Source organism: Tahibacter soli (assembly GCF_025717065.2).
GTDB classification, from domain to species: Bacteria; Pseudomonadota; Gammaproteobacteria; order Xanthomonadales; family Rhodanobacteraceae; genus Tahibacter; species Tahibacter soli.
Window position 1 is genome coordinate 209,185 of record NZ_JAOVZO020000023.1, and the last position, 23,604, is coordinate 232,788.

Below are 23,604 nucleotides of genomic sequence, written 5' to 3' on the forward strand. Positions count from 1 at the left end.
CGCGCATGCGCACCTTCGACGCGAGCGCGCTGCTCGACGCGTGGGAGCACGGCTACGGCCTGCCGCCGCCGCAGCGCGCGCTCGCGCTGCTCGCGTACGGCTGGCCGCACGTGCCGCGCGACGAGCTCGCGAGCGCGCCGCTCGGCCGGCGCGACGCGTGGCTCGCGCGGTTGCGCATCGCGCTGTTCGGTCCCGAGCTCGCGTTCGTCGCGACGTGCCCGCACTGCGCGAGCGTCGTCGAATCGACGCTCGACGCCGCGCCGCTCGCGCTCGACGCGCCGCCGCCCGATCCGCGATCGATCGAGATCGACGGCGCCCGCGTGACCCTGCGCGCCGCGACGAGCGCCGATCTCGCCGACCTGCCGCGCGATGCCGACGCCGCTCGACGCCTGCTGGCGCTGCGCGTGATCGACGCGGGCGACACGACGCTCGACGCGGATGCGCTGACCGAGGCGTCGCTCGCGGCGATCGCCGACGCGCTGGCGCAGATCGACCCCGGCGCCGCGACCGATCTCGCGCTCGACTGCCCCGACTGCGGCGCGCGCTGGCACGGCGGGCTCGACATCGCGGCGTTCCTGTGGCGCGAAATCGACGCGTGGGCACGGCGCACCTTGCGCGAAGTGCATGCGCTGGCGCGCGCGTACGCGTGGCGCGAGGCCGACGTGCTCGCGCTGTCGCCGACGCGGCGCAAACTCTATCTGGAGCTGTGCGGCGCATGAAGACGACCGATACCGGTTCGCGCGGCGATTTCCTCTCGACCGTGATCGATCGCGCGCACGGCCGCGGGCGTCCCGACGCGCCGCTCGTCGCGCCGCGGCCGGCGAGCCTGTTCGAGCCGGGCGCGACGTCGATCGCCGAGGCGGTCGAATCGGCAGCGGCCGAGACGCCGTCGCCCGCGTCGCCGCGCGCGGACGCACCGATCGCGCGCGAGCCCGTGCCGCGTATCGCGCCGCCACACGCGGCCGATCCCGCGCGCGTCGCACCGGCGACCTCGCCGCCGCCCGCGATGCCGCAGATCGTGCATGCGCAACATTTCCACATCGCCGCAGAAATGCCGCCGCCGCACGTGCGGCCCGCCGCCGCTGCCCCGGCACTCGCGGTGACGGCAACGCTGCCACGCATCGCACCAGCGCATGACGACATCGCCGCGACCGCGCCGCGCGCCGTGCACGACGCGGCGCCGGAACCGCGCCGCGACAACGCCGTCGTGCCGCGCATCGACGCGCCCGGCCCGCGCGTGGCCGCACTGCTGCCGAACCGCGACGTCGTCGCCGCGTTCGCCGCGCAGACGCCGTCGCTCCCCGTGCCGTCGCGCGAAGCCGCGGCGCTCACGGCGCCGTCGCCCGGGCCGGTCGTCACGATCAGCATCGGTCGCGTCGAAGTGCGCGCGCCGGCCGCGACGCCTGCCGCGACACGCGCGACGGCGCAGCCGCGCCCGGCGGCGCTGTCCGACTATCTCGGCCGCAAGGAGCGCGCGCGATGAGCAACTCCCTCGCCATCGCCGCGACGACGCTGACGCTGCGCGCGCTGCTCGAAAAGGAAATTCCGCTGCGCGACGCGGGCCTGCCGGGCCTGAAGGTCACCACCTTGCCGCCCGATCTCGCGCGCAAGAACGCCGCCGACGTCGGCGCGCAGCTCAACGTGTTCCTGTACCAGACCGCGGTCAACGCCGCGTGGCGCAACCAGGCCGCGCCGACGCAGACGCGGCCCGGCGAAACCGGCCGGCCGCCGCTCGGGCTGAACCTGCATTACCTGCTCACCGCCTACGGCGACGACACCGACGACGAAAGCATCAGCCATCGCGTGCTCGGCGGCGCGATGGGCGTGCTGCACGATCACGCGCTGCTCGGCCGCGACGAGATCCGCGGCGCGCTCGCCGGCAACGATCTCGCCGACCAGTTCGAACGCCTGCGCGTCACGCCGCTGACGCTGCCGATGGACGAAATGTCGAAATTGTGGACGGCGCTGCAGACGAACTATCGCGTCTCGGCCGGCTACGAGGTGACGGTCGTCCTGATCGACAGCCTCGCCGCGTCGCGCGCGGCGCTGCCCGTGCTCACGCGCGGCAAGGACGATCGCGGTCCCGAAGCGACCGCGGGCCTCGCGCCGCAGATCGCCGAACTCGTCTATCCGCGCTCGCAGCAGGCGGCGCGCCTCGGCGAGCGGGTGGTGCTCAAGGGCACGCCGTTCGACCGCACGAAGACGACGCTGCGCTTCACGTCGACGCGGCTCGCCGCGCCGCTCGAGCTGCCGCCGCTCGCGGGCGGTGCGCCCGACGAAGTGGCGTTCGAGCTGCCGGCGGCGGCCGATCCCGCGGCGGCCGACTGGGTGCCGGGCTGGTATTCGCTCGCGGCCGTCGTCGGCGCGCCGGGCGGACCGAAGCTCGTCAGCAACGAGGTGGCGTTCGCGCTCGCGCCGACGATTTCGCTCGCGTCGGTCATCAGCGTCAACCCCGACGATCCCGCGCTGCGCGACGTCGCGGTGACCGTCGCCGGCGCGCCGCGCTGCATCGCCGGCCAGCGCGTGACGCTCGCGTTCGGCGACCGCCAGGCCGACGCCGTGTCGCCGCCGGTGCCGCCGCCGTGGCCCGCGCCGCCGCCGCCGTTCGATCCGAACTTCGACGTGAAGAAGGTGGCGACCGGCCAGACCTATCTCGTGCGCCTGCGCGTCGACGGCGTCGACAGCATCCCGGTGATCGTCACCGGGGCGCCGCCGCTGCCGGCGTTCGATCCGGCGCAGCAGGTGGTCGTGCCATGAGCGCGTTCGAGCGCTGGCAGGCCGCGAACAACCGCTATCTCGCGAACGAGATCGCCGGCCTGCGTGCGCGGCTCGAACGCCTCGCCGCGTCGGCCGCGAGCGACGCGGCCGAACCGTCGTGGCGCCAGCGCTGGCTCAAGCCCGCCGAAGCGTCGAGCCCCGCGGCGCCGGCCGTGGCCGTCGTCGAGGCCGGCGAAGACGCGGACGACGCGCCGACGCCGGCGCTCGTCGTGCTCGCGCGGCGCCTGCAGCTGTCGGATTTCGAGCGCGACGTGCTGCTGTTGTGCGCCGCGATGGAACTCGACACGCGCATCGCGCCGCTGTGCGCGCGGGCGCAGGCCGACGCGAACAAACCGTACCCGACGTTCGCGCTCGCGCTGGCGCTGTTCGACCGGCCCGCGTGGGATGCGCTGTCGCCCGAGCGGCCGTTGCGCTACTGGCAGATCGTCAACGTGCACCAGTCGATGACGCAGGCGCTCGTCGCGAGCGCGCTGCGCGCCGACGAACGCATCGTGAGCTATCTGAAGGGCGCCAACTACCTCGACGACCGCATCGCGCCGCTCGTCGGTGCGCTGCCCGAATACGACGGCGACGCGCCGCCGTCGCTGCAGGCGTGCGTCGACGCGATCGTCGAACGACTGCATGCCGCCGACGCGCCGATCGTCGAACTCGTCGGCAGCGATCCGGCGAGCAAGCGGCTCGTCGCCGCGCGCGTCGCCGACGCCTTGAACCTGCGCGTCTGCCGCATCGGCGCCGACGCGATTCCGCAGGCGCCGGCCGAACTCGAGGCGCTCGCGCGGCTGTGGCAGCGCGAATGCGCGCTGCTGCCGCTCGCGCTGTACGTCGACGCGTACGACGCCGATCGCGCCGGCAGCGCGGGCGCGGCGGTGCAGCGCGCGCTCGGCGCGTTCTCCGGGCTCGTGTTCTTCGACGTGCGCGAACCGTGGCCGCGCGTCGCGCGCGAAACGCTGCCGGTCGACGTCGCGAAACCGCTGCCGGCCGAACAGCGCGCGCTGTGGCTCGCCGCGCTCGGCGACGAACACGCGCCGACCGCCGCGCGCGTCGCCGTGCACTTCGATTTCGACGCCGCGACGATCGCCCGCGCCGCGGAACTGTCGCTGGCGCTCGCGAACGGCGACGCGGACCAGGTGCCCGCGCTTGCGTGGGCGCAGTGCGTCGCGCACGCGCGCCCGGTGCTCGACCAGCTCGCGCAGCCGGTCGAGGCGAAGGCGACGTGGGACGATCTGGCGCTGCCCGACGCCGAGAAGTCGCTGCTGCGCCAGATCGCCGACCAGGTGGAACATCGCGGCACGGTGTACGACGACTACGGCTTTCGCGCGCGCATGAACCGGGGTCTGGGCATCAGCGTGCTGTTCGCGGGCGAAAGCGGCACCGGCAAGACGATGGCCGCCGAAGTGATCGCGAACGCGCTCGGCCTCCTGCTGTACCGCATCGATCTTTCCGCGGTCGTGAACAAGTACATCGGCGAGACCGAAAAGAACCTGCGGCGTTTGTTCGACGCGGCCGAATGCGGCGGCGCGATCCTGCTGTTCGACGAAGCCGACGCGCTGTTCGGCAAGCGCGGCGAGGTCAAGGACAGCCACGACCGCTATTCGAACATCGAGGTCAACTATCTCCTGCAGCGCATGGAGGCGTTTCGCGGATTGGCGATCCTCGCGACGAACATGAAGAGCGCGCTCGACGGCGCGTTCGTACGGCGCCTGCGCTTCATCGTCAAGTTTCCGTTTCCGGGCCTGCCCGAACGCGAGGCGATCTGGCGCCGCGCGCTGCCGGCCGGTCTTGCGACCGGCGCGATCGACTACGCGCGCCTGGCGCGTTTCAACCTCACCGGCGCGTCCATCCATTCGATCGCGCTGAACGCCGCGTTTCTCGCGGCGCGCGCGAACGCGCCGCTGTCGATGCCGCTCTTGCTCGACGCCGCGCGCACCGAGTTCCGCAAGCTCGAGAAGCCGGTCAGCGACGGCGATTTCCGCTGGCTCGAACGCGCGGAGGGCGCCGCGTGAAGATCGACCTGCACATCGAGCGCCTGGTGATCGACGGCGCCGCGCACGACGCCGACGCGGTGCGCGCGGCGCTGACGCGGGAGCTGGCGCAGCGGTTCGCGGACGCGCCGCCCGATCTCGCGGGCTTCGCGGTGCCGAGCCTGCGCGCGATCGCGCCGGCCGCGCCGATGGGTACCGCGCAAGCGCTCGGCAGCGGCGTCGCGCAGGCGCTGTACGGCGCGCTCGCCGGCGACGGCGCGCCGCCCGCGAGAACGCCGCGATGAGCGCGTCCACGCTCGCGCGCGGCAAGGCCGGCGCCGTCGAAGCGGCGCATCCGGTCGTGCTGCGGCGCCGCTGCGCGTGCGCGGGACGCGGCGAGTGCAGCGGCTGCGCAAAACGCCCGGCGACGCTGCGGCGCCGCGCCGCCGGCACCGCGGGCCTGGCGCCGGCGAGCGTCTTCGACACGCTGGCGGCGCCCGGACGGCCGCTCGACACCGCCACGCGCGGTTTCATGCAGCAGCGCATCGGCCGGGATTTCAGCGGCGTTCGCGTGCACACGGACGCGAACGCCGCGGCGTCGGCGCACGCCGTCGGCGCGCAGGCGTACACCGTCGGTTCGAATATCGTCTTCGGCGCCGGACGCTACGCGCCGGGAACGCGCGACGGCACGCGGCTTCTCGCGCACGAGCTCGCGCACGTCGCGCAGCAGGGCGCAGGCCCGATGCCGGCGCGCGGTCGACTGCGCATCGGCGACCCGGGCGACGCCGCCGAACACGAGGCCGATCGCATTGCCGACAGCGTGCTCGGCGCATCGCCGCGAGCGGCGGCGCCAACGCCGCGGGCGCCGGTGCTGGCGCGGCAGCCATTGAATATTCCGCCGAATCCTTACACGGAGGAAGCGACGGAAAAGCCTTTCGAAGTGCCGCCGAACCCCTACGCCGAGGGCGTTCCGCCGCCGGCCGAACACGCGCTCGGCGACGTCGCGTACGGTTCGTCGGGCCGGTTCGCCGCGACGGTGCTGCGTCACGACGCGTTCGCGTCGAAGGGCGCGCGCCCGTGCAAGCTGATCGCGACCATGCGCATCAAGTTCGTCCAGACCGACCCGGCCGCGTGGCCGGCCGGCCGCTTCGCCGCATGGCTGACCGAGGCGTCGCGCGTGATCGCCGAACGCTGGAGCCTGCGCTACCTGCTGGCCGCGGACGGCGAGTGCGACAGTGCCGAGCCGTGCCGGCGCAGCATGGTCTTCGTGCGCATGCAGCCGGTCGAAAGCGGCCAGCATCACATCGTCAACGTGCGCTACGACAAGCCCGGCGGAACCCGCAGCGACGCGCTGAACTGGCACGAACCCGACGTGCGCCGGCGCGGCGACGACATGCGCGAGGCGCAGACGACGGCGAACCACGAGTTCGGCCATCTGCTCGGCCTGCCGCACGTCGCCGGCAATTCGCCCGAATGCCGGGACGCGCGCGCCGACGATCCGACGAATCCGGAGCCGCGCATCTGCTACGGACGCGGTCGCGAAGAACGTGCCGGCGTCATGGGCGCCGGCGACATCGTGCGCGTCGCCGACTACGCGCCATTCGTCGGACCGATGCGCCTGGCCACGGGCTGCGCGTGGCGCGTGGAAGGTTCGGACAGCGAGGTGTCCGGCTCGTCGGGCCTGGTGGCGGGCCTGATACTCGGCGGCCTCGCGGGCGGCGTCGGCGGTGCGGTGCTCGGCAGCCTGCTGGGCCCGGCCGGCGCGGTCATCGGCGGACTGATCGGCGCCGGCATCGGCGCGCTTATCGGCGGAGCGATCGGCGATGCGGTGGACTGATCGCCCGCATGCCGGATCCGCGCCGCGCGGCCGGAATGCGCCGCGATGAGCGCGCGTACGAAAATGCCGGCCGCGCCGGCGCCGCACGATCTCGCGCCGCCGGTCGCGCCGCAGCGCCAGGCGCGCCGCGCGACGACGACGGACGCGCTCGAAACCGAGGCCGATCGCGCCGCCGGGCAGGTGCTCGCGGGTCGACCGGCGCCGCCGCTCACGGCGCGTGCGAGCGGCACAGGCACGGCGTCGCCGGCCGCAGGTCGCGCCGGTGCCGCGCAGGCCTTGCCGGCCGGTGTCCGCGGCGAGATGGAGCGCGGCTTCGCGCGCGACTTCTCGCAGGTGCGCGTGCACACCGACGAAACCGCAGCGGCGAGCGCGCACGAACTCGACGCGAACGCCTACACGACCGGCAACGACATCGTGTTCGGCGAAGGACGCTACGCGCCGCAGACGCCGGACGGGCGCCGGCTGATCGCGCACGAACTCGCGCACGTCGCGCAGCAGGAAAGCGGCGCCGCGCGCGCCGGCAGCGTGCAGCGCGAACCGCGCGACCCGGACGAACTGGCGGCCGAGGCGAAGGAGGACGACGCGATCGTCGCGAAGGCCAAGCGCGCGCTCGCGTCCGAAAACCCGGCGATGGCCGTGCACGAAATCGTCTGGCGGCTGATCAACAACCATCACCTCGACGAACACTTCGAATTGAACGGCAGCCGCTACGACGCGGCGCGCAAGGGCATCGTCGTCGAGCTTTCGGGCAAGGGGCCGCGCACCACCGGCACGATCGTCGCCGGCAAGGAAGTGCTGCAGCGCCTCGCCGCCGGCAAGGCCGCCGACGTCGTCAAGGAAATCGAGGCGCAGATCGGCACGGTCGGCACCGCGCGCGGCACGGTCGATCTCGTGTTCATCATGGGCGCCGACGCGCCGAAGTCGAAGAACCGCTTCTATGCCGAGGCGGTCGCGTTCTTCAAGACGCAGCACCCGGGCGCGACGATGTTCGAGGACGTGCGCGATCTCGACGGCATCAACCAGCGCATCAATTCGAACGGGCAGCCCGTCGCGAACCTCATCGTCGTCTCGCACGCACATCCCGACGGCACGCTGCAGTTCTCGCTCGACCCGACCGACAAGACGCCGGGACAGGTGCAGTTCTCCGAGCTGAAAGAAGCCAACGAGGCGGGTTCGCTGACGCGGCCCGACCCCAAGCTCGTCGGGTTCTGGACGAACGTGTCGATACGCGGCTGCAACCTCGGTCGCAGCGCCGACACGATGGGCCAGCTCAAGACCGCGTTCGGCGGGCAGGCGCGCGTGATCGCGCCGACGCACGCGCAGGTCTTCGGCGGCGGCACGCAGTCGCTCGCCGGGCCGTTTCACGAGGAGAAGGGCGCGAGCAAGCTCAAGGACGAGCAGGCGTTCGAGATCATCAAGAAGAAGCCCGAGTACGCGTTCATCACCGACTGGGATCGCATGCGCCCGACGCTCAAGCGCACGAACGTCAGCGAAACCGAGAACGTCTACGACGGCGAATTTCCGGCGCCCGGCAACGAGAAGGCGCTCTTGATCGCGCGTCAGGGCAAGGGCGCCGTGAAGGACTTCACATTCAGCCGCACCGAAGTCGTCGGCGCGAAAACCATTTTTCACTTTGTCGCGAACGACAAGTTCAAGAACGGCGATCTCGCGATCGAGGCCGACACGCCGCCGACGAAGGACGAGGCGGAAGCGCTCACGCGCCTGAAGGTCGCCGAGCCCGACACCTACACGTACGACGTCAAGCGCTCGCAAGCGGGCTTGCGGCTCACCGTGGACGTCACGTTCCGCAAGACCGAGTGGGAGCTGTACCACTCCGAAATCAAGAAGAAGGGCAAGGGCTTCAACCCGCGGCAAGGTTCGAAGCCCTGGTTCGGCGACACCGGCTGGTAGGCGAGGACGACGATGACGACGACCGCGCAACGCGCAACGGCAGCGACGGCGACCGCGAAACCGGTCGCGCGGCTGCCGTTGCGTCGCGCCTGCGCGTGCGGCACGCACACGCCGCTCGGCGGCGAATGCGGCAGTTGCAAAAAGAAAAAGTGCAGGCGAAGTTCGCGGTCGGCGCGGCGAACGACGCGTTCGAGCGCGAGGCCGACGCGGTGGCCGACCGCGTGATGCGCGACGCGGCGCCGGGCACGGCGTCGCCGGCAGCGGTCGCGGTGCAACGCCAGGCCGACCGCGCGACCGACGGCGCCGACGCGCCGGCCAGCGTCGACGCGGCGCTCGCGGGCGGCGGCGCGCCGCTCGACGCGGATCTGCGTGCCGACATGGAAGCGCGCTTCGGACACGATTTCTCGCACGTGCGCACGCACACCGACCCCGCGGCCGAACGCTCGGCGCAGGAGATCGACGCGGCGGCGTACACGGCCGGGCACCATGTCGTGTTCGGGCGCGGCCGCTACGCGCCGTCGACGCCGGGCGGCCGGCGGCTGATCGCGCACGAGCTGACGCACGTGCTGCAGCAGTCGCCGTCGGGCGCGGGCGTCGTGCGGCGCAAGGGCGTGTCGATCGGCGGGTTCTTCGGCAATCTGTTCCGGTTCTGGCGCTACGGCGCCGACGCGCTGCAGGAATACCTCGCCGTGCTCGACAAGACCGGCGACATCGAAGACGACCACGACAGCGACGACAAGGCGCGTCAGATCGTGGAAGACTGGAAAAAGGGAAACAGTCCGTACGTGCTGACGCACGAGCGCAAGGCGCTCCTGATCCGCGAGATGCAGTCCGGCCCGACCGGCGACGACGACGAACTGGCGATCCTCGAACTGCTCGAACGCTCGTACACGTACGAGCTCGCGTACATCTTCGGCAAGGGCGGCGTGAACGCCGACGCGCTGATCGGCGACTTTCACGGCGAAGAAGAGGCGGTGCTGCTCGACTTCTTCGAACGCCGCTTCGTCGGCGGGCTTGCGGCCGTGCGCGCCGGAAAGATCGAACCGACCGGCACGGCGACGACGCCGGCCAAAAAGATGCCGATGTACGCGAACTACATCGAGCAGGACATCCCGGGCGGCAGCACCGCATGGGACGTGCCGTGCGTGCTCGGCATCCTGTGCTCGGAGGATCGCGCGATCGTCGATGCCCTGCGCACCGTCACGGTGCGCGTCGCCGACAAGATCGTCGAGCACTACTGGCAGTACGACGGCAAGGCGTGGATCGCCAAGACGAACGTGCGTGGCGCGGCGCACGGCGGCGACGAGGTGATTCTGATGCGCGATCACGAATGCGCGCACGTCGTGCATGACATCAAGCACGAGATGCGGCATCACGGCCAGTCCGCGAGCCTGACCAAGCGCGAGCGCGAGGTCGATGCCTACGCCAGCACCGAAGCGTGGGCCATCGACCGCGGACTGCCGGGCTGGCTGGCGTTTCGCGACCGGCCCGAGGGCGCGACGAAATCGGTCGTCGACAAGAAGAAGGTCGAGGCGCACGTCGACAAGGAATACCCCGGCCTCGTCGCGGGCAGTCCGGCCGACCACATCACCGGCCACAACGGCAACGACGTCGAGATCACGAAGGGCGACGGCTCGATCGACCATCGGCCGGCGCAAGCCGGCGACAGCCATACCGACCAGGCGAAGACCGCGCAGGGCATCGAGAAACTGCCGACGATCGCGCCCGCGCGCTGGCGCTGCCCGGAAGGCGAGGCCGACCGCGCGGCAAGGCGCAAGGCGCAGTCGCAGAAGACGAAACCCGCGGCGAAGCCGGCCGGCAAGGCGGCCAAGCCATGACGACCGTCGCACAGCGCGCGACCGCGAAAGCGACGCCGGCGGCATCGGCCGCGCGCGTACCGCTGCGCCGGGCCTGCGCGTGCGGCACGCACACGCCGATGGGCGGCGAATGCGACAGCTGCAAAAAGAAAAAGTGCAGGCGAAGTTCGCGGTCGGCGCGGCGAACGACGCGTTCGAGCGCGAGGCCGACGCGGTGGCCGATCGCGTCATGCGCGATGCGGCGACTGGGCCTGCGTCGCCGGCACCGGTGGCGGTGCAGCGCGCGGCCGACCGCGCGACTGACGGAAGCGATGCGCCGGCCAGCGTCGACGCGGTGCTCGCTCGCGGCGGCGCGCCGCTCGATGCGGGCCTGCGTGCCGATATGGAAGCGCGCTTCGGGCACGATTTCTCGCACGTGCGCACGCACACCGATGCCGCGGCCGAGCGTTCGGCGCACGAGATCGACGCCGCCGCCTACACGGCCGGGCACCACGTCGTGTTCGGGCGCGACCGCTACGCGCCGTCGACGCCGGCGGGGCGGCGTCTGATCGCGCACGAGCTGACGCACGTGCTGCAGCAGGCGCCGGGCGTGGTGCGGCGCGCGCCGGCGCCGAAGCCCGCGGCCGGCACGGCGAAGGATGCGCCGAAGCTCGATGTGCTGGCGTCGAAGAACAAGGCGCCGTGCGCGTGCCTCGTGTTCATCCATCACAGCGAGCGCAACGCGCGGCTGATCGCCAAATCGATGTACGAGTCGTGCGACTACAACCTCGCGATCGTCGAGCCGGCCGGCGACCGCGACATCAACCTGCCGGGACACGGCCTGATCGATCCGAACGAGCTGTTCCCCAGGCACGTCGCCGAGGCGTGCTGGAACGACGACAAGCCGTGTACCGACTTCATGAAGGCGAACGAGGGCAAGACTGCGGCCGCGGACGTCAAGGCCTATGCCGAGCGGCAGTTCTTTCTCGCGATCAAGAGCTGCTCGAAAGGCTTCACGCTGCCGGTCGTCGGCCTGCACAACAACACGATCGCCGACACGGCCGACTATCGCAAGCAGGTCAAGGAAGGCAAGGCCGATCTGCCGAAGATCGAGGGCAAGACCTTCGACAAATCGCTCAAGCGCGGCGACAAGGCGCCGGCCGACACGCTGCCGTTCGACGATTTCACGGACTGGATGAAAACGCGCAGCGGCGTGCTCAAGCCGAAGAAGACGAACATCTTCATCTGGTGCAACGCCAACGACAACACGAAGTGCCAGATCGGCGACCCGACGCATCCCGACAACGTCGTGTGGGTGACCAACGAGGCCGACTTCGAGAAATTGCGCGGCAAGAAAGCCAATGTCGCGCTGCAGACGAAGGTCGATCCCAAGGGCAATTCGTCGACCGACCTGTCGAGCCTGTTCGTGTTTCTCGGCGAGATCGTCGGCGCCCATCACGATGCGCTCAAGAAGCAGTACGAAGCGCTCGAAGCGGCCGACGCGAAGGTCGTCGCCGACGCGTTGAACTGGATGTTCGGCGGCCCGCAGCCCGACGCGACGGGGCTGGGCCGCGAGGCGGAACTGATGTACGCGCTGTTCGTGTTCCTGACCTTGGGTTCGCGCACGAAGCCCGACGACAAGGTGCGCAAGGACCAGCTCGAAAAGCTGCGCTTCGTGAACATCGAGGCGCCGCATTCGAGCGACGAGGCCGGCGTCGGCGAAGCCGATTTCCGCGTGCGCAGCCTCGATCGCGTGCGCTCGACGCTCGCGGCGCTCGGCCTCGACTGTTGCGACGACAAGCCGGCCGCAGGCCAGACCGAAAGCCCCGCGAAGAAGCTTGAGAACGCCGTGCGCGCGGGCGCGGCCACGGCAAAGGCGAAGACACCATGATCAGCGGAGACCTGCCATGACCGGCTTCCCCGGTTCGCCACGCATACTCAAAGCCGGCATCGTGCCGCTCGATCCCGTGACGTCGGCGGTGCTGACCTCGCGCATGATCGTGCTGCAGTACAACCCCGACACGCTCTCGCGCACCTTGCAGATCCAGGCGGTCGGCGCCGACGGGCGCGACTTCTCCGAAGCGCTGCGCCTTAAGGGCCCGCCGGTCGAGACGTTCAAGCTCGACGCCGAGATCGACGCGACCGACCAGCTCGAAAAGCCCGGCGAGAACGCGGCGACGACCGAATCTGGCATCTTTCCACAATTGGCGCTGCTCGAAACGCTCGTCTATCCGACCAGCGGCCAGCTCTTCGCCAACGACGCGCGGCAGGGCGGCGGCGAACTCGAGATCGTGCCGATGGAAGCGCCGCTGACGCTGTTCGTGTGGAGCCGCGCGCGCGTCGTGCCGGTACGCGTGACCGAGCTGTCGATCACCGAGGAGGCGTTCGACACGGCGCTCAACCCGATCCGCGCGAAGGTCAGCCTCGGCCTGCGCGTGCTGTCGGTCGACGACCTCGGTTTCGCGAACAAGGGCGGGGGCCTCTTCATGAGCTACCTGCAGCGCAAGGAACAACTCGCCGCCCGCGGCCCCGGCGGCACGCTCGGGCAGCTCGGATTGACCGGCATTCCCTGAGGATCGCGCCATGAGCCAAGTCGAACCCAACAGCCGCTACGCGCAGACGCCCGTCAAGACGTACACCTTTCCTGACGGCCGCGAAGTGAACTATTTCGCGCGGCGCTTCCTGTCGCAGCCCGATGCGCTCGCCGAGTTCGGCCGCTACGTCGTGCACGGCGGCGACCGCCTCGACACGGTCGCCGCGCGCGCGTTCGGCGACCCCGAACTGTTCTGGCGGCTCGTCGACGGCAATCGCGAACTGTTGCCGCGCAAGCTCGTCGCGGCGGTCGGGCGGCAGCTGCGCCTGACCTTGCCGGCCGGTTTCCCCGGAGCGTTCGGTGCTTAGCGGCGCCGTCAATCTCACGTTGCTGATCGGCCCGGTCGTGCCGATACCGGCGCCGCGCGCCGTGCTCGAAGCGCTGCGCGAGGTCACGGTCACGACGAGCGACGAAGGGCGCAGCGGCTTCCAGCTGACGTTCGGCATCGATACGCGCTCGCCGCTGCACACGCTGTTCCTGCTGTCGGGCGGCGCCTCGCCGCTGCCGGTGCTGCGCGTCGTGATCATCGCGACGTTGCGCGGCACGCCGCATGTGATCATGGACGGCGCGGTGACGAATACGCAGATCGTGCCGGGCGGCAAGGCGTCGACCGCGACGCTCGCGGTGACCGGCGAGGACATCTCGGTGCTGATGGACCAGCAGGACTGGAGCGGCCTGCCGTTTCCGGCGATGCCGGCCGAAGGGCGCGTGGCGCTGCTGCTCGCCAAGTACGCGATGTTCGGCATCGTGCCGATGATCATCCCGAGCGTGCTCGTCGACGTGCCGCTGCCGACGGCGAAGATCGAAGGACAGAAGGGCACCGACCTCAACTACATCCGCGGCCTGGCCGAACGCGTCGGCTACGTGTTCTACGTCGAGCCCGGCCCCGCGCCGGGCATGAACATCGGCTACTGGGGACCGCAGATCAAGATCGGCGTGCCGCAGCCGGCGCTCAACGTCGACATGGACGGCTTCACCAACGTCGAATCGCTGAGTTTCAAGTTCGACAACAACCAGAATGCGATTCCTACACTGTTCTACTACAACGAGATCACGAAGGTCTCGATCCCGATTCCGCTGCCGCCGATCACGCCGCTGAGTCCTCCGCTCGGACTGATACCGCCGATCCCGAACCGGCTCGAACCGGTCAGCGACGATCTGTCGAAGCGCTCGCTGCCGCAGGGAATCATGATCGGCCTCGCGAAGGCCGCGAAGTGGGCCGAGGCCGTGACCGGCGAAGGCTCGCTCGACGTCGTGCGCTACGGCCGCCTCCTCAAGGCGCGCGCGCTGGTCGGCGTGCGCGGCGCCGGCCCCGCGTACGACGGCCTGCACTACGTCAAGAGCGTCACCCACACGATCCGGCGCGGCGAATACAAGCAGAGCTTCACGCTGTCGCGCAACGGCCTCATCTCGACGCTGCCGAGGGTACCCGCATGAACCAGGCCGGACGCTACTACGGCAAATACCGCGGCACGGTGTTCAACAACGTCGACCCGGAAGTGCGCGGCCGCATCCAGGCGTTCGTGCCCGACGTGCTGGGCCTCATCCCGTCGACGTTCGCGCTGCCGTGCATGCCGGTCGCCGGCAAGTCGAGCGGCGCGTTCTTCGTGCCGGAAATCGGCGCCGGCGTGTGGATCGAGTTCGAACAGGGCGATCCGGACTACCCGATCTGGACCGGCTGCTTCTGGGGCATCACGGCGGAGGTGCCGCTGATGGGCGTCGCCTCGCCGCCGCCGACGCCGAACATGGTGCTTGAAACGACGGGAAAAAATTCAGTCACGGTGTTCGGCCTGCCGGCCGCCGGCGTCGCGCTGTCGGCCGGGCCGCTCGGGCCGAGTCCTTCGGTGACGGTGATGCCGACGGCGATCGTCATCAAATGCGGCGCGTCGCTGATCTCCGTGTCGCCGGCCGGCGTCGACATCGTCGGACCGAAGATCACGTTGAACGGCACCGCGCTGGTCGTGACTTGAGGAGAACGCAATGCCCGGACCGCTGTTGCACCTTGGCGCCGTCGTGACCTGCTCGCATGCGGGCGTCGCGACGCCGACCGTGCCGAATCCGCGCGTCGTCGTGTCGGGCCAGCCGACGGTGACGCAACCGTCGCCCTACGCGATCGCCGGCTGCGCGCTGACGCCGAGCGGCAGCCCGTGCGTGACCGGCACCTGGACGACCGGCACCGTGCGCGTGACGTCGAACGGCATGCCGCTCGTCATCGCGACGGGGATTTCCACCTGCGTATCGAACGGCACGCCGATGCTCGCCGTGTCGATGCAGCCGCGCGTGATCGCCACCTGAGGCCGCCGCGATGAATATCGACTTTCCGTTCCGCTTCGACCGCCGCGGCGCGACCGCGACGACCGGCCACGCCGACCACGTGCGCGACATGCTCGAACAGCTCCTGTTCACCGCGCCCGGCGAACGCATCAACCGGCCCGACTTCGGCTGCGGCCTGATGCAGCTCGTGTTCGCGCCGAACAGCCCCGAACTCGCCGCCGCCGTGCAGGCGACGATCCAGGGCGCGATCGCGCAATGGCTCGGCGACGTCGTCGACGTGCGCACGCTCGAGGTCGAGGCACGCGAGGCGACGTTGCGCGTCGAACTCGACTACGTGCTGCGCGCGACCGGCGAAGCGCAGCGCGAATCCTTCACGCGGGAGATCGCGTCATGAGCGACACGCTGACCTGTCGCGTCGAATCGCGTCGCGACGCGATCGCCGCGAACCAACGCTGGAACGGCATCGACTATCTCGAAGTCGCCGACGACCAGCGCTCGCTGTTCGTCTACTTCTTCGGCGGACGCCCGGACGGCATCGCGCCGCGCAACGTGCGCGTCGAGGGCGGACGCCGCATTACCGGCATCGTCGTCACGAGCGTGACGCCCGGCCCGGCCGACGATGCGCGCGGCGCCGACTGCCTGCGCGTCGCGCTCGATCGCTACGGCGATTTCTCGACGTATACGCTGCGCCTCGTCGCCGACGAAGGCGAGGGGCCGCCGCCGAACATCGATCCGCGCTACGCGCAGGTCGATTTCAGCTTCAAGGTCGACTGCCCGAGCGATCACGACTGCGCCGCGCCGCCCGCGTGCGCCGACGCGCCGCGCGCGGCGCCGGACGTCGACTATCTCGTCAAGGACTACGCCGGTTTCCGGCGCCTGATCTTCGATCGCCTGGCCACGACGATGCCGGACTGGCGCGAGCGCCACGTGCCGGACCTCGGCGTGACGCTCGTGGAGCTGCTCGCGCACGCGGCCGACCAGCTGTCCGCGTACCAGGACGCCGTCGCGACCGAAGCGTACCTCGACACGGCGCGCACGCGCATTTCGGTGCGGCGGCACGCGCGTCTCGTCGACTACCGCCTGCACGAAGGGTGCAACGCGCGCGCGTGGCTGACGCTTGGCTGCGACGTCGACACCGAGCTGCCGGCCGACGCGTACTTCGTCACCGCGCACGACGACATCGCGGCGGTCGCGAACGGCGCGACGTGCCGCGAGAGCGATCTGGCGTATATCCCGCCGGGCGTCTACGAGGTGTTCGAGCAGGCGCTCGCGCCGGCCGGGCCGACGCCGCTCGTCGCCGCGCACGGCAAAATCGATTTCTATACCTGGGGCGACGCCGAGTGCTGCCTGCGCAAGGGCGCGACGCGCGCGACGCTCGTCGATCCGTCGCCCGCGGCCGAGGGCGGCTACGGCGGCGAACCGCCGAACCGGCTCAAGCCCGGCGACGTGCTGATCTTCGAGGAAGTCATCGGCGCGGAAACCGGCAATCCGGCCGACGCCGACCCGTCGCATCGGCAGGCCGTGCGCCTGACGCGCGTCGAATACGCGCGAGACGCGCTGTGCGACGTCGCGATCGTCGAGATCGAATGGGCGGCGGCCGACGCGCTGCGCTTCACGCTGTGCGTATCGGCGCGGCTCGCGGCGCCCGACTGCCGGCGCGTCGACGGGATCAGCGTCGCGCGCGGCAACGTGATCCTCGTCGACCACGGTCGCTGGATCCGCGGCGAGGCGCTCGGCTGCGTCGGCAGCGTCGCGGCGAGCCTGCCGTGCGGCTGCGACGGCTCGGTGCCCGAAAGCATCGCGCGGCCCGCGCCGTTCGTACCGGCGCTGCGCGAAGCGCCGCTCGTCTACGCCGTCGCACCCCCGAGCGACGGCCCGGCGAGCGGCGCGCTCGAACAGGACCCGCGCCGCGCGCTGCCGCGCATCGCGATCGACGACGGCCGCTTTGCGTGGCAGCCGCGCGCCGATCTTCTCGACAGCGGCGGCGACGAACGCCACGTCGTCGTCGAAACCGACGACGACGGCCGCGGCGTGCTGCGCTTCGGCGACGGCAGCGCCGGACGCCCGGCGACGCCGGGCGCGTGCTTCCGCGCCGACTATCGCATCGGCGAGGCGCGCGCGGGCAACGTGGCGCGCGAGGCCATCGCCTACGTCGTGTTCCGCGCATCGGCGGTCGGCGGCGCGGGGCTCAAACCGCGCAACCCGCTGCCGGCGCTGGGCGGCACGGCGCCCGAAACGCTCGCCGCGGCGAAGCTCGCCGCGCCGCGCGCGTTCCGCTCGACGCTCGTTCGCGCGATCACGGCCGACGACTACGCGCAGCTCGCGCAGAACGATGCCGCCGTGCAGCGCGCGAACGCGCGGCTCGTGTGGACGGGCAGCTGGTACGAGGCCGACGTCGCGATCGATCCGTACGGCACGGAAGAAGCGTCGTCCGCGTTGTGCGAACGCATCGCGCGCTATCTCGAGTGCTTCCGCCGCGCCGGCCACGATCTGCACGTGCGGCCGGCGCGCTACGTGCCGCTCGCGGTCACGCTCGCGATCTGCGTCGAGCCGGGGCACCTCGCCAGCCATGTCGCCGCGGCGGTGCGCGCGGTGCTCGTCGGCCGGCGCGGCGACGGCCGGCGCGCGTTCTTCCATCCCGATGCGTTGACGTTCGGCAAGGATATTCAAGCGTCCGATCTCGTCGCCGCGGCGCACGGCGTCGAGGGCGTGCAGTCGGTCATGGTCGTCGAGCTGCGCCGCCTGGGCGAGCCGGCCGCGAACGAGGCGCCGTCGAAGGTCGATCTCGCGTCGTGGGAAATCGCGCAGCTCGACGACGATCCGAACTTTCCCGAACACGGCGTGCTGGCCTTGCAGATCGGAGGTGGCCGATGAGCTGCGAATGCGGTTGTTGCAGCGGCGTGCACGCCGCGACGCCGGCGCTGGTCGCGAACCGGCCGGGCCTGTCGCAGATCGCGCACCGGCCCGGCGACTGGGCGACGTATCTCGCCTCGATGCAGGCGAAGCTCTCGAGCGCGCGCTTTCCCGAGCTGGCCGCGCTGACGACGCGCGCGTCCGACGACGCGTCGATCGCGCTGTGCGACGCGTGGGCCGTCGCGGCCGAGGTGCTGTCGTTCTATCAGGACCGTATCGCGAACGAAGGCTATCTGCGCACGGCGACCGAACGCCGCTCGCTGATCGAACTCGGGCGCCTGACCGGCTATACGCTGCGGCCCGGCGTGTCGGCGAGCGTCTACCTGTCGTACGAACTCGACGCGAACGCGGGACGCGTGACGATTCCGCCCGGCACGCGCGCGCAGAGCGTGCCGGGCGCCGGCGAAAAAATGCAGACGTTCGAGACGACCGAAGCGCTCGACGCGCGCGCCGACTGGAGCCGCGTGACGGTGCGTCTGAGCCGGCCCGCCTGGCGTTCGAGCGAAGACGCGCACGCGCTGTACGGCGTGCTCAAACGCGGACTGACGTTCGCCGGCACGGCGACGCAGCTCAAGCCGAACGATGCGCTGCTCGTCGACTACGGCGGCACGCCGCAGCCGTATCGCATCGCGGCCGTGACGACCGACGACGTCGCGCAGACGACGCACGTGCGCGTGCGCGCCTGGAGCGCGGCGCCGTCGGCGCTCGCACAGGGCGGTCTGCCGCCGCGCCTGGGCGGCCGGGAACTCGTCAAAGGCCTCAATCGCGCATTGAACCGCCAGCCGCGCGACGCGACGCGCGTGCCGCGCAGCGTCGCGGCGACGCTGCGGCCGGGCGGTGAAATCTACTCGAAAATTTTGACGAACCGCACCGCCGCGCTGCGCGACATGCTGATCCCTGCGCTGTCGAGCTTCGACGCGGCGGGCACCGTGCTCGGCCCGATCCGGGTGTACGCGTTGCGTGCGAAAGCCGGCGTGTACGGCTCGGGGGCGCCGAATCTCGTGCTCACGACCATCGCCGGCAACACGCCGACGTACAAGAACCTCAAGCCGCGCTACGCGTGGGCCGACCTGCCGGAAGTGCGCGCGGCCGTCGACGGCGGGCACGCGCCGCCCGAGACGACGCTGACCGAGCTGCCGCTCGACGGCACGTTCGACGCGATCAAGCCGGGCGACGCGGCCGCGCCGAGCTGGGTGCTCGTCGACATGCCGGCGAGCAATACCGATCCGACCCTGTCGCCGTTCGTGTTCTCGCTCGCCGCGAACCGTTCGGCGACGATGACCGTCGGCGCCGCGATCAGCGCCAAGACGAGCGTGCTCAAGACGAACGGCGTGTGGTGCACGCTGCCGCTCGCCGCGCTCGATGCGACCGACCCCGCGTTCACGACGCTGCTGCGCCTGACGCAGGTCTACGCGCAGAGCGAACTGCTGCCGCTCGCGCGCGATCCGCTCGTCGAGCCGGTCGAACAGCTCGACGAGATCGAGCTGGACGGCTACTACGACAGCTTCGCGCCCGGCATGTGGCTGATCGCCGCGGGCGACCGCGACGACATTCCCGATCCGAAACTGAAGGTGCCGGCGGCCGAGCGCGCGATGATCGCGTCGGTGCGCCACGACGTCGTGCGCGTGCCGTCCGACGCGGGCGGCTTCGACGATTCGCCGCTGCCGGGCGACACGCTGCACACGTTCGTCAGGCTCGCCACGCCGCTCGCGTACAGCTATCGCCGCCCGACGTTCGCGCTGCACGGCAACGTCGTGCGCGCGACGCACGGCGAGACGCGCCGCGAAACGCTCGGCGGCGGCGACGCGTCGCAGCCGTTCCAGCGCTTCACGCTGAAGTCGCCGCCGCTCACCTGTATTTCGGCGCCGACGACGAGCGGCGTCGCCTCGACGCTGGCCGTACGCGTCAATCGTCTGCTATGGCACGAGACGGCCGACCTGCCGACGTCGCCGCCCGACGCGCGCGCGTACGCCACGTCGCGCGACGACGCGGAAGCCACGAGCGTGCGCTTCGGCGACGGCGTGCACGGCGCGCGGCTGCCGAGCGGGTCCGACAACGTCACCGCCGTATATCGCACCGGCCTGGGCAGCGCCGGCAACGTGCGCGCGTCGCAGATCTCGCTGCCGACCGACAAGCCGCTCGGCGTCAAGGGTGTGACGAATCCGCTGCGCGCGTCCGGCGGCGCCGAACCCGACACCTTGCGCCAGGCGCGCGAGAACGCGCCGCTCGCGGTGACCGCGCTCGACCGGCTCGTGTCGGTCAGGGACTACGAAGACTTCGCGCGCACCTACGCCGGCATCGGCAAGGCCGCGGCGACGACGCTGCGCGACGGCCGCCGCGCGGTCGTGCACGTGACGATCGCCGGCATCGACGACGAGCCGATCGACGAGACCTCGGATCTGTTCGTCAATCTGCAAACGTCGCTGCGCACGTACGGCGATCCGCACCAGCCGGTGCGCGTGCAGGTGCGCGACGCGCTGTCGCTGCTCGTCGAGGCGCGCGTCGCGATCGAACCCGACTACGAGTGGGCCGACGTGCAGCCGCGCGTGCGCGCCGCCTTGCTCGAGCGCTTCGGCTTCGCCGCGGCGCAGCTCGCGCAGCCCGTGATCGTGAGCCGCATGCTCGCGACGATCGAAGCGGTGCGCGGCGTCGATCACGTCGAGTCGCTCAAGGTGCGCGCGCTCGATGACGAGACGCTCGTCGCGGGCATCGATCCCGTCGGCGAGTCGCCGACGAACGAGAAGCCCGCCGTCGCGGGTTTCTCGACGGGCGGCATCGCGCAGAACGACGACCGGCGGCCGTGGATCGACGTCGCCGCGGCGCGCGCGCGCGGCATCGACGACTACCAGCCCGCGCAGATCGCATACCTGCCGTCGGACGTTCCCGACACCCTGATCCTGGAGCTTGCGTCATGACCGTGCCGGCCGCATCGATCGATCGTCTGTACGAATGGCTGCCGGCGGTGCATCGCCGCCGCGACGCCGAACGCGGCTATCCGCTGCGCGCGCTGCTGCGCGCGATCGGCGAGGAGGTCGACGTCGTCGAAGACGACATCTCGCAGCTCTACAGCGACTGGTTCATCGAAACCTGCGCGGACTGGGTCGTGCCGTACATCGGCGAGCTCGTGGGCTTCCGCCCGGTGCCCGAAGCCGGCGCGGCCGGCGATCCGGCGAGCGAGGCGGGGCGCAAGCTCAACGCGTGGCTGACGCCGCGGCGCGAAGTGGCCAACACGATCGCGCTGCGCCGACGCAAGGGCGCGCTGCACGTACTCGAGCATCTCGCGCGCGACGTCGCCGGCTGGCCCGCGCTCGCGACCGAGTACTACCGCACGCTCGGCTGGACGCAGAACCTCAATCACCCGCACCTCGAACGCGCGCGCACCGCGCGCATCAGCGACCGGCCCGCGCGCGGCGACGACGCCTGCGCCTGCGATCCGAGCGCGCACACCGTCGACGTGCGGCGCATCGATTCGCATCGGCGCCGCGGCAAGTACAACATTCCGAACATCGGGCTCGCGGTGTACCGCCTGCGCTCGTATCCGGTGACGGCCACGCCGGCCTGTTGCGTCGAGGACGAGGGCGCGCACTGCTTCGCGTTCAGCGTGTTCGGCAACGACGCGCCGCTCTACGCCACCGCGCCGCCGTGCGGGCCGTGCGCGCACGAGAACGACGGCGTGCCGCTGCCGCTGCGCCGCGCGCGCCTGCAGCGCGTCACCGGTGCGCATCCGCCCGTCGTCGAGACCGACGCGTTCTACTGCGGCGCGGGCCGCAGCTTTGCGATCACCGCGCCGGGCTGGCCGGCGAAGAACGCGCCGCAGCCGATACCGGCGAGCGCCATCGTCGTCGCCGATCTCACGGACTGGGCATACGTCGCGCGGCCCGGCACGGTCGCGGTCGATCCCGAGCGCGGACGCATCGCGTTTCCGCCGGGCAAGGCGCCGCGTCACGGCGTGCGCGTGGACTATCACTACGGGTTCAGCGCCGACATGGGCGGTGGCGAATACGCGCGTTCGCTCATCGAGCCGTCGCCGCGCGACGCGTCGGCGTTCGACCGCCACGACTTCGTCGACGCGCCCGCGGTGCTCAAGCGCCTCCAGCAGCATAAGCCAGACGGCGAGCCGCTCAGCATCTATCTCGCCGGACGTTTCGGCGAATCGCTGATGCAGGCGATCGACGACTGGAAGCCCGACGAGGCGCCGCCGGCGGAACTGGTTCAGCGCCTGGCCGACGCATTCGACGACGCGCTCGCCGACGCCGACCTGTACGTGCCGTCGCGCTTTCCCGGCGTCGTGCTCAGCGACGAGATGAACCGGCTGCGCGAGCGCAAGGACGATCCGGCGAGCCTCGCGCGCTTCAACCGTCTCGTGCTCGAAGCGTTCTACGGCGAGGCGATCGCGCTGCGCTTTCGCTACTACGCGATCGGCCGCGACGGCTACGAGCGCATCGGCGACGCGTTGACGCAGTGGCGCCGCGACGATCCGCGCTACGCGGTGATCGAGTTCACGCGCAGCGGCGTGTGGACCGAGCCGGTGAACATCCGCCTGCACGCGCGCCAGACGCTGCAGCTGCGCGCGGCCGAGCGCGTGCGGCCGGTGCTGCGCCTGCTCGACTACATGGCCGACCGTTCCGACGCGTTCCGCGTCGCCGGCGACGCCGGCAGCCGGCTCGTGCTCGACGGCCTCGTCGTCGGCGGCCGCGGCATCCAGGTGCGCCGGCCCGACGGCTGCGCCGAAGGCGAGGGCGACGATCTGTGCGAGCTTGCGATCCGCCATTGCACGCTCGTGCCGGGCTGGGACCTCGGCTGCGACTGCGAGCCCAAGCGCCCGAACGAACCGAGCATCGAATTCGCCGGCACGACGGCGAAGCTCACCGTCGAGCACAGCATCGTCGGCGCGATCGAGATCACGCACGAAACCGCGCGCGTCGCGCCGAACGGCGTCGCCATTGCCGACAGCATCGTCGACGCCACGCACAGCGGCCGGCTCGCGTTGCACGGCGGCGAGGGCCGGCCCGCCCACGCGAATCTCACCGTGCTGCGCTCGACCGTGCTCGGCGCGCTGACCGTGCACGCACTGATCCTGGCCGAGAATTCCCTCTTTACCGGATGCGTCGAAGTGGCGCGGCGGCAGATCGGCTGCATGCGGTTCTGCTACGCGCCGCCCGATTCGCGCACGCCGCGGCGTTTTCACTGCCAGCCCGATCTCGCGCGCGCGGCAGCGCTCGCGGCGCTCGAGCCCGACGCGACCGGCGAGACGCGGGCGCGCGCGCTCGCGAACGCGTCGCTGCGCGTCAAGCCGCGCTTCACGAGCGTGCGCTACGGGCATCCGGCGTACGCGCAGCTCGCGCAGGACGTCGCGATCGAGATCGCGCGCGGCGCCGACGACGAGTCGGAGATGGGCGCGTTCCACGATCTGTTCGGGCCGCAGCGCGCGGCGAACCTGCGCGCGCGGCTGGCCGAGTACACGCCGGCCGGCATGGAGGCGGGCATTTTCTACGCAACCTGAGCGCAGCCGGCGAGCGGCGCATCGAGAGGGAGACATCC

The 23,604-nt window shown here is 71.3% G+C and carries 18 protein-coding genes; all 18 read left to right on the forward strand.

Going from position 1 to position 23,604, the window contains the following annotated elements; all coding sequences use genetic code 11:
* Positions 1–5: 5 nt before the first annotated feature.
* The 18 genes from OD750_RS26380 (at position 6) to OD750_RS26465 (ending at position 23,566) form a co-directional block, all read left to right on the forward strand.
* Positions 6–719, forward strand: a complete 714-nt coding sequence (locus tag OD750_RS26380; protein ID WP_263542644.1) for a hypothetical protein — start codon at positions 6–8, stop codon at positions 717–719.
* Complete coding sequence (locus tag OD750_RS26385; protein ID WP_263542643.1) at positions 716–1,483, forward strand: hypothetical protein; 768 nt, start codon at positions 716–718, stop codon at positions 1,481–1,483. The genes OD750_RS26380 and OD750_RS26385 overlap by 4 nt, the downstream gene beginning before the upstream one ends.
* Positions 1,480–2,757: a Pvc16 family protein gene (locus OD750_RS26390; RefSeq protein WP_263542642.1), complete on the forward strand. Its 1,278-nt coding sequence runs from the start codon at positions 1,480–1,482 to the stop codon at positions 2,755–2,757. Before OD750_RS26385 ends, OD750_RS26390 begins: the two co-directional genes overlap by 4 nt.
* Positions 2,754–4,781: an ATP-binding protein gene (locus OD750_RS26395; protein ID WP_263542641.1), complete on the forward strand. Its 2,028-nt coding sequence runs from the start codon at positions 2,754–2,756 to the stop codon at positions 4,779–4,781. Before OD750_RS26390 ends, OD750_RS26395 begins: the two co-directional genes overlap by 4 nt.
* Positions 4,778–5,044 carry a hypothetical protein gene (locus tag OD750_RS26400; RefSeq protein ID WP_263542640.1) on the forward strand — a complete coding sequence of 89 codons (267 nt, stop codon included), beginning with the start codon at positions 4,778–4,780 and terminating at the stop codon, positions 5,042–5,044. The genes OD750_RS26395 and OD750_RS26400 overlap by 4 nt, the downstream gene beginning before the upstream one ends.
* Positions 5,041–6,576 (forward strand): eCIS core domain-containing protein, encoded by a 1,536-nt coding sequence (locus OD750_RS26405; protein ID WP_263542639.1) that lies wholly within the window; start codon positions 5,041–5,043, stop codon positions 6,574–6,576. The genes OD750_RS26400 and OD750_RS26405 overlap by 4 nt, the downstream gene beginning before the upstream one ends.
* A gap of 45 nt (positions 6,577–6,621) precedes the next feature.
* Entirely contained in the window at positions 6,622–8,487 is a 1,866-nt protein-coding gene (locus tag OD750_RS26410; protein ID WP_263542638.1) for an eCIS core domain-containing protein, read from the forward strand.
* Positions 8,488–8,612: 125 nt separating this feature from the next.
* On the forward strand, positions 8,613–10,325 hold the full coding sequence (locus OD750_RS26415) for an eCIS core domain-containing protein (RefSeq protein WP_263542637.1): 1,713 nt from the start codon (positions 8,613–8,615) through the stop codon (positions 10,323–10,325).
* A gap of 109 nt (positions 10,326–10,434) precedes the next feature.
* The gene (locus OD750_RS26420; protein WP_272842193.1) at positions 10,435–12,174 is read left to right on the forward strand and encodes an eCIS core domain-containing protein; all 1,740 of its coding nucleotides are present in this window, start codon (positions 10,435–10,437) and stop codon (positions 12,172–12,174) included.
* 16 nt (positions 12,175–12,190) lie between these two features.
* The gene (locus OD750_RS26425; RefSeq protein ID WP_263542635.1) at positions 12,191–12,856 is read left to right on the forward strand and encodes a hypothetical protein; all 666 of its coding nucleotides are present in this window, start codon (positions 12,191–12,193) and stop codon (positions 12,854–12,856) included.
* A gap of 10 nt (positions 12,857–12,866) precedes the next feature.
* The gene (locus OD750_RS26430) at positions 12,867–13,184 is read left to right on the forward strand and encodes a LysM peptidoglycan-binding domain-containing protein (protein WP_263542634.1); all 318 of its coding nucleotides are present in this window, start codon (positions 12,867–12,869) and stop codon (positions 13,182–13,184) included.
* The gene (locus tag OD750_RS26435; protein ID WP_263542633.1) at positions 13,177–14,313 is read left to right on the forward strand and encodes a hypothetical protein; all 1,137 of its coding nucleotides are present in this window, start codon (positions 13,177–13,179) and stop codon (positions 14,311–14,313) included. The genes OD750_RS26430 and OD750_RS26435 overlap by 8 nt, the downstream gene beginning before the upstream one ends.
* On the forward strand, positions 14,310–14,846 hold the full coding sequence (locus tag OD750_RS26440; RefSeq protein WP_263542632.1) for a phage baseplate assembly protein V: 537 nt from the start codon (positions 14,310–14,312) through the stop codon (positions 14,844–14,846). Before OD750_RS26435 ends, OD750_RS26440 begins: the two co-directional genes overlap by 4 nt.
* A gap of 10 nt (positions 14,847–14,856) precedes the next feature.
* The gene (locus OD750_RS26445) at positions 14,857–15,171 is read left to right on the forward strand and encodes a hypothetical protein (RefSeq protein WP_263542631.1); all 315 of its coding nucleotides are present in this window, start codon (positions 14,857–14,859) and stop codon (positions 15,169–15,171) included.
* 10 nt (positions 15,172–15,181) lie between these two features.
* A complete protein-coding gene (locus tag OD750_RS26450) occupies positions 15,182–15,544 on the forward strand; it encodes a GPW/gp25 family protein (RefSeq protein WP_263542630.1) in 363 nt (120 codons plus the stop codon).
* Positions 15,541–18,024, forward strand: a complete 2,484-nt coding sequence (locus OD750_RS26455) for a putative baseplate assembly protein (RefSeq protein WP_263542629.1) — start codon at positions 15,541–15,543, stop codon at positions 18,022–18,024. The genes OD750_RS26450 and OD750_RS26455 overlap by 4 nt, the downstream gene beginning before the upstream one ends.
* Positions 18,021–20,978 (forward strand): putative baseplate assembly protein, encoded by a 2,958-nt coding sequence (locus OD750_RS26460; protein WP_263542628.1) that lies wholly within the window; start codon positions 18,021–18,023, stop codon positions 20,976–20,978. Before OD750_RS26455 ends, OD750_RS26460 begins: the two co-directional genes overlap by 4 nt.
* Positions 20,975–23,566 (forward strand): hypothetical protein, encoded by a 2,592-nt coding sequence (locus tag OD750_RS26465; RefSeq protein ID WP_263542627.1) that lies wholly within the window; start codon positions 20,975–20,977, stop codon positions 23,564–23,566. The genes OD750_RS26460 and OD750_RS26465 overlap by 4 nt, the downstream gene beginning before the upstream one ends.
* Positions 23,567–23,604: the final 38 nt, after the last annotated feature.

What these genes read in the sequence shown, in the direction of transcription:
- OD750_RS26455 (WP_263542629.1), top strand. Translation starts at nt 15,541, where the DNA reads ATGAGCGACACGCTGACCTGTCGCGTCGAATCGCGTCGCGACGCGATC.
- OD750_RS26465 (WP_263542627.1), top strand. Translation starts at nt 20,975, where the DNA reads ATGACCGTGCCGGCCGCATCGATCGATCGTCTGTACGAATGGCTGCCG.
- OD750_RS26385 (WP_263542643.1), top strand. Translation starts at nt 716, where the DNA reads ATGAAGACGACCGATACCGGTTCGCGCGGCGATTTCCTCTCGACCGTG.
- OD750_RS26395 (WP_263542641.1), top strand. Translation starts at nt 2,754, where the DNA reads ATGAGCGCGTTCGAGCGCTGGCAGGCCGCGAACAACCGCTATCTCGCG.
- OD750_RS26440 (WP_263542632.1), top strand. Translation starts at nt 14,310, where the DNA reads ATGAACCAGGCCGGACGCTACTACGGCAAATACCGCGGCACGGTGTTC.
- OD750_RS26430 (WP_263542634.1), top strand. Translation starts at nt 12,867, where the DNA reads ATGAGCCAAGTCGAACCCAACAGCCGCTACGCGCAGACGCCCGTCAAG.
- OD750_RS26390 (WP_263542642.1), top strand. Translation starts at nt 1,480, where the DNA reads ATGAGCAACTCCCTCGCCATCGCCGCGACGACGCTGACGCTGCGCGCG.
- OD750_RS26425 (WP_263542635.1), top strand. Translation starts at nt 12,191, where the DNA reads ATGACCGGCTTCCCCGGTTCGCCACGCATACTCAAAGCCGGCATCGTG.
- OD750_RS26460 (WP_263542628.1), top strand. Translation starts at nt 18,021, where the DNA reads ATGAGCTGCGAATGCGGTTGTTGCAGCGGCGTGCACGCCGCGACGCCG.
- OD750_RS26450 (WP_263542630.1), top strand. Translation starts at nt 15,182, where the DNA reads ATGAATATCGACTTTCCGTTCCGCTTCGACCGCCGCGGCGCGACCGCG.
- OD750_RS26380 (WP_263542644.1), top strand. Translation starts at nt 6, where the DNA reads ATGCGCACCTTCGACGCGAGCGCGCTGCTCGACGCGTGGGAGCACGGC.
- OD750_RS26415 (WP_263542637.1), top strand. Translation starts at nt 8,613, where the DNA reads ATGCGGCAGTTGCAAAAAGAAAAAGTGCAGGCGAAGTTCGCGGTCGGC.
- OD750_RS26420 (WP_272842193.1), top strand. Translation starts at nt 10,435, where the DNA reads ATGCGACAGCTGCAAAAAGAAAAAGTGCAGGCGAAGTTCGCGGTCGGC.
- OD750_RS26410 (WP_263542638.1), top strand. Translation starts at nt 6,622, where the DNA reads ATGAGCGCGCGTACGAAAATGCCGGCCGCGCCGGCGCCGCACGATCTC.
- OD750_RS26405 (WP_263542639.1), top strand. Translation starts at nt 5,041, where the DNA reads ATGAGCGCGTCCACGCTCGCGCGCGGCAAGGCCGGCGCCGTCGAAGCG.
- OD750_RS26445 (WP_263542631.1), top strand. Translation starts at nt 14,857, where the DNA reads ATGCCCGGACCGCTGTTGCACCTTGGCGCCGTCGTGACCTGCTCGCAT.